Source organism: Cryobacterium sp. MLB-32, assembly GCF_000738085.1.
In the GTDB taxonomy this organism is placed as follows: Bacteria; Actinomycetota; Actinomycetes; order Actinomycetales; family Microbacteriaceae; genus Cryobacterium.
Genome location: NZ_JPRS01000307.1, coordinates 1 through 2556 on the forward strand (window position 1 = coordinate 1; position 2556 = coordinate 2556).

At 59.7% G+C, this 2556-nt stretch carries 1 protein-coding gene and 1 pseudogene; both read left to right on the forward strand.

What is annotated here, in order from left to right:
• Nucleotides 1–615 precede the first annotated feature (615 nt).
• Nucleotides 616–888 carry a hypothetical protein gene (locus JF66_RS17965; protein ID WP_035880166.1) on the forward strand — a complete coding sequence of 91 codons (273 nt, stop codon included), beginning with the start codon at nucleotides 616–618 and terminating at the stop codon, nucleotides 886–888.
• Nucleotides 889–2214: 1326 nt separating this feature from the next.
• A pseudogene (locus tag JF66_RS24585) lies at nucleotides 2215–2556 on the forward strand (hypothetical protein); the annotation flags it as partial.

Below are 2556 nucleotides of genomic sequence, written 5' to 3' on the forward strand. Positions count from 1 at the left end.
AGCTTCGGGCGTATGAAGGTAGAAGATTTGAAGATCTCAAGCGTCTAAGAATTGAGGAATCTTGGCGTTGGAGTGACAAGCATTGAAGTTTTTTGGAATCCGAGCGTTTCGGCATCGAGGATTAGTGGCTCAAGAGAATGTGAGCATAAGTGCGTGAAAGGCGACTTGGCTACGAAGTCTTGGAGCATGTGGGACCAGAGGCCCACGCACATACTGTGCAGGTCAGATACTATCATGGCGGAGGAGGTTTTAGAGCCACACTGGCGTCTTACCAAACATCTGGCTTTGACCGCGGCGAGTGGACACGGGGAAGTGGCGAGTTTGATCTCTGCGGCCTGTGACGGGTATTGCATCTCGAATTCCACAGGTATGACATTCCCGAGCGAGGAATGGCGACGGCGGCGATTTTAGCGGTCCTCGATCCACGGTACGACGTCCAGAGTCGCCGGCCCGGCTGGGCCAGATCTGGCGGTATTAGAAGTCCGTTTTCAAGGTCACGAGTTAGGATCTCAGCCACGGCGTTGTCCCAGTATTAACCGGCCCTCCGGCCCTCCGGCCCTCCGGCCCTCCGGCCCTCCGGCCCTCCGGCCCACCGGCCCACAGGCCGGAGCGGCTGTGGTGTCACTGCTCGATGAGGACTCGACCGCGCTCGGCAGGCTGGTCGCGCAGGAAATCCTGAAAACCGCGTTGGACGACAACCTGTACGAGCAGGGTGCGACGTGGCGCGAGTGGCGGAATTTTGGCGCGGATAGGCTCACTGATGTCGCGCATGGTGGCACCGTCTGGGTGTGCGCTGCGGTCGTCGGCTCCGGACGTCAGCTGACCGCAGTCAGCAGGCAATTTCGGAAAGTGCCGGGCGAGTCCAGCACTCTTTACCAGGTCGCCTAGGCACACCGGAGTCATCGACGACCTGGGACATGCTGAAACAGGCGCTGAGGCGCGTGAGCGGAACAGAGATAATCGAGCTCACTCATGTCTGGCGCCTCCCGCGCGAACCTGGTTTCCCGGATGCGAAAGCCCCTTGGAGGCGGAACGAAGCGACGCTGGACACCATCGGCAAGTGGCTCTCTTCACATCCCGAGTACCAGGACGTGCTCCAGTTGCTCGAGTGTCGGCTGCAGGCGCTTGGCAAGCTGGGCGATAACGTACTTTTCGTCGGCGCGAGTAAGGCGATGGCCCAGGTGAACCCAAAGTTTGCTCGAGCAGGTGCTAGACCTTTACGGTCCGAACGTCGAGCAGCTGCAGAGACCGCGCCACCGGTGCGGGCACTGTTCCTCGACTGTCATCTAACCAGCGGCGTGCGTGGTTGCTGTTGGCGCACTGGGAGCGCTTCGGCGTGGAGATCTTTGCGCTGCAGGTGCGACGCTCCGCCGAGTAATCGTCGATGATCTAATGGGCGCGTGTCTTGCCTTGGTTTGCCTGCGTTTCGCTCGTCGCCGAGAAAAAATGCCCAACTTTCACCCATCAAAAACAGTTCTAGCCGACCAGAATCGACCGAGTACAAGCGGAGCCAGTGAACCGCCCGGGTCCCCGTAACCACAAGGGAATCCGCGAGCTTGCAGAGACATTCGGTGAAGTCTAAGTTAAGGCTTGAGCCTTCAGGAGGTCGCCGGTTCAAATCCTGTCACACCGACACAAGTGAAAAGCTCCGGTGAGATATGTTTTCTCGCCGGGGTTTTCCTGTGTCTAGAGGGCGTGTGGGTTCCATGGTGGGAAAACCAACCGGCACCAACGTGGGCCAACCAAGATGTCGGCAATGCGCAGCAAGAAAATCATTTGGCCCGCAAATGTCCGGGGGAGTGGGCGCTATGTGGGGCCCGTTGTGACTTCGGGAGCGGAATCCGACGCCTGAGCCGAGAAGCCGTCGCCCACGGGACGGACTGGGGGCTGCGCTCGACGATCGCGTGCCCGAGCCGGAGACCGGCCGACATGTCGTCTGCTATCGGCAGGCATCCAGCGAACAATATGGCTAGATGAGTCGATCGAACCGGCAGCAGTCCCGGGTGGCGTCGGTGTGTGTTGTCGGATGGCGTCGCATCTACCTATTTTGCGGTTCGCGGGGCGTGTCCATCCGTGGAGGTGCGCACGCGCACGCACTTCCATAGCTACGATTGTTGCGAGCACAGTGATTGAGAGCGCGTGATGACGTACAGCGTAATTCGAGTTCGCGCGAAGCCTAGTGCCTCGCGCTCAGGGCGCACAGGTGGTGTGGTCGTGGTTGCTGGTATCGCGGTGGCCGCGTGGATCTCTTTCGGCCGCCACCTCTTCGGGATCGGTGGCGACCTCACCCTCATCTACGCGGCAACGCTGGGTGTGATTTTCGCCGCCCTGCTGGTGTTCACAGGGCTCGCAGTACGACGCACGGCACGTCGAGGGTTCGAAACTCGCGCGATAACATACACGTTTCTCAGTGCATCAGGCGTGAGCGGAATCTTGTTGGGACTCACGCTTCCAGACTCAACACCTGGCGGTTTGCAGACAATCATCAGCGGACCCACACAGCCTGGGTTGGATATCGCTATTGGTATAGCGAACCCTCTGGGCGTTATCGGAATC